This window comes from Ursidibacter arcticus (assembly GCF_009761375.1).
In the GTDB taxonomy this organism is placed as follows: Bacteria; Pseudomonadota; Gammaproteobacteria; order Enterobacterales; family Pasteurellaceae; genus Ursidibacter; species Ursidibacter arcticus.
In genome coordinates this window covers 1-2872 of record NZ_LEKM01000093.1, presented here as the reverse complement: position 1 = coordinate 2872, position 2872 = coordinate 1, and the positions used below count along the sequence as shown (strand labels likewise).

Annotated in this window: 4 protein-coding genes; 2 read left to right on the top strand and 2 right to left on the bottom strand. The window is 36.6% G+C overall.

Annotation, left to right across the window (positions count from 1 at the left end):
* Positions 1 to 187 precede the first annotated feature (187 nt).
* Positions 188 to 535 (bottom strand): IS630 transposase-related protein, encoded by a 348-nt coding sequence (locus A1D25_RS01995; RefSeq protein WP_157394038.1) that lies wholly within the window; start codon positions 533 to 535, stop codon positions 188 to 190.
* Positions 536 to 1565: 1030 nt separating this feature from the next.
* On the opposite strand from A1D25_RS01995, the gene A1D25_RS01990 reads away from it, so the two are divergent.
* Positions 1566 to 1862: a type II toxin-antitoxin system RelE/ParE family toxin gene (locus A1D25_RS01990; RefSeq protein ID WP_157394037.1), complete on the top strand. Its 297-nt coding sequence runs from the start codon at positions 1566 to 1568 to the stop codon at positions 1860 to 1862.
* Between the two features lies 1 nt (position 1863).
* Complete coding sequence (locus A1D25_RS01985) at positions 1864 to 2154, top strand: addiction module antidote protein (RefSeq protein WP_157394036.1); 291 nt, start codon at positions 1864 to 1866, stop codon at positions 2152 to 2154.
* A 24-nt stretch (positions 2155 to 2178) separates the two neighbouring features.
* On the opposite strand, the gene A1D25_RS01980 is transcribed toward A1D25_RS01985, so the two are convergent.
* Positions 2179 to 2601, bottom strand: a complete 423-nt coding sequence (locus tag A1D25_RS01980; protein WP_240327086.1) for a DNA adenine methylase — start codon at positions 2599 to 2601, stop codon at positions 2179 to 2181.
* Positions 2602 to 2872: the final 271 nt, after the last annotated feature.

The window sequence follows — 2872 nt, the reverse complement described above, 5'->3', positions numbered from 1 at the left end:
CGATTACCCATTTGTGCTGCGGGATATTCTTTGATAGCGTTTACCCGATATCTTATCAAACACCTTTTGACCTTTTAAACTTCTTGTATGGGTTCGATGTAGATAAGTATCAAATCCTGTTTCGTCTAGATAAACCAGTTGATAGTGGTTGTTATCAAGTAATTGGTTGCGCTTAGCTTTAAAGTCTTTAACTTTGTTTATGTCTTGTTCTTTGTAATTGGTCGTCTTTTTTAAGAGTAATGTTCATCTTCTTTAAGGCTTTAAAGACAGCAACAGAGCTACAGCCAAATTCTTGTGCAATCTCATAAGAGTGAGCATCAGGTTTTTCTTGTATCGGTTGAAGTAGTTTTTGCTTGTCTATTTTTGAGTAGCGATAACCTCCACTAGAGCAAGCAAGATTGCCTGATTGTTGTTTTTTAACCCAAGCACGAATGGTGCTTCTATCCACACCAAAAGCTGTGGCAACTTGAGTGATGTTGCCACATTTATCTAGGTAATCTAGAGCTTTTTGTTTTAGTTCAATTGAATATGCCATAGATGAATTATATTATAAGGTGGAGGGTGTTTGGGGTTAATTTGCTATATGTTGATTTAAGTGATTTTAAAGGCGACTTTTACACTATTCAATTACATTGTTCTTCACCAAATTCACCTAAAAAATGGAAGAAGCAAATCTATCTGCCTGTTAGGAAATAAAGGGTGGTGTCAATGCGGTTTTTGACGAGAACCGCAAAACTCGCCTTGTTGCGTCTTACTTCATCAAGGAATAGAAAGTATGTTGGCGACATCATCCTAAAAAAGCCCCTTGTTACAGGGGCAAAACGGAGTATCGCTATGTCTGTGTCGAGTTTAGCCTTTCACGACAATTAAGGTTCTTTTATGCCATTCAGAACCACACTTAAACGCTCTTTCGCTTTTGATTGAGATAAATGGAGAACAAATCTCGCTCAAATTTGATGTGTTAATTCAAATGTGGTTTTGAATAGCGACCGTCTGATGAATCGAACATCACGCCTTACAAAGTAGTGCCAAATACAAGGCGAACCGTTGCGGTCAAGTTAAAGTAGGTCGATCCGCTTCGATGTGGTGTGCATCTGCTTTCAATCACGCCTACTTTCCATATTCACTAACAAGCTCGCCACAGCTACCGTAGTCTCTTGTTTCAGCCCGAATAGCTTAGGGAGTTTCACAACTTACCTATAAGCCGCTTTCTGCAATGGTTGATTCTGCCTCTTCAACATCCTTTTGCAGTGCGTTTGAGCTTGTTTGTGAATATGTCTGTTAATTTGTTAAAGAACACTGCAGTTTTCTGTACTGCGTTTTGATGGGTGTACATTACCTGCGGTTTTAATTTATACAAATACCGCAAGTCATTATAAATATAATTATTTGCGGTATTTTTTGTTAAGGTATTGTTTTTCAAGGAAATAAAATTTTATGAAAAGTGTTTAATTGATTGTTTTTTTAATCTATTGAATGGCGGCTTTTGTGAATTTATAAATAAGTGTGAATTATATTTCACAGTTCAATCTATATTTGATATAATGCTATGCAAGGAGGAGAGGATGATTCAAATCAAATCTACGACAATTTTCAAGCAATGGCTTGATGATTTAAAAGACTTGCGGGCAAGAGCAAAAATTCAAACTCGAATTAAGCGATTACAGCTAGGTAATTTTGGTGATGTAAAACCAGTAGGGGAAGGTATTTCTGAATTGCGTATTACGGAAGGCAAAGGCTATCGAGTTTATTTGAAAAATCAGAACGGTGTGATTGTCATTTTGCTCTGTGCTGGCGATAAATCGACACAAGAAAATGATATTAAGAAGGCAAAAGCCTTAGCAAAAGAGTTAGGAGTGTAATATGGTTGAACTACAAGATTTTGATATGGCAGAACATTTAAGAAATGAGGAAGAAATTCAGCTTTATTTAAATGAAGTGCTAAAAGAAGATGATGTGGACTTAATTCTTTCTGCATTAGGGGATATTGCTAAAGCGCGTAATATGAGCCAGTTGGCGAGAGAGGTGGGCGTAAGTCGAGAGGGATTATACAAAGCCTTTTCTGGCAAGGGTAATCCGACATTTTCTACCGTTTTTAAGGTGATGAAAGCATTAGATTTGAATCTTGAAGTAAAACAAGCTGTACGCACATAATTGAACCTTCTTCGGAGGGTCAGATTATTGACAAAGTCTTTTTTCATTCGGACGCCAGCGTGGCGTCCCTACAAGAAAAGTTATAACCAATTGAAAAATAACAGATTTTATTTTGTTATGTAGGGACGGAGAAATATTTTCTTTTTCCTTGAGTATCGATTTTTGTTTATGCCATTCTTCAATAGTGACTTCTGTGTTATTGATCAGGCGAATAAAATCTTCTGGCTGTTCAGTGATTGACTTCCAAAAATAATAAATGGCCAAGTCTAAATCATTGATGTGAATATCAGTACAATAGCCACTAAAGAGCAAATCCAATGCGACACCAGCTCCACCTGCGTAGGGCTCTACGTAATGACCATTAAGGTTATTTTTTTCAATAATTGCTTTAATAGTTGGAGTAAATTTAGATTTTCCCCCTGGATAACGAAGCGGTGTATAACGCATAGTAAAGGCCTCTTATGATAACCATAGTGCCATTATATAACCCTAGTTTGCGTTTGGCCAGTGAAATTTATTCCAAATTGCAATAATAAAAGGTTGAAGGTTATTATGTGCACTGATAATTTGGTCGGCATTAATATTATGAGCGTAGTTATGTAATATGCTATGTAGTAGGTTGAGTGTACCTGTGCCGTCTTTTTATCTGCACACTCATTTGTTAGTATAGCAAGTTCCTTTTTCTCTAAATACTGGTTTTTTTCTATAGCAAATTAAC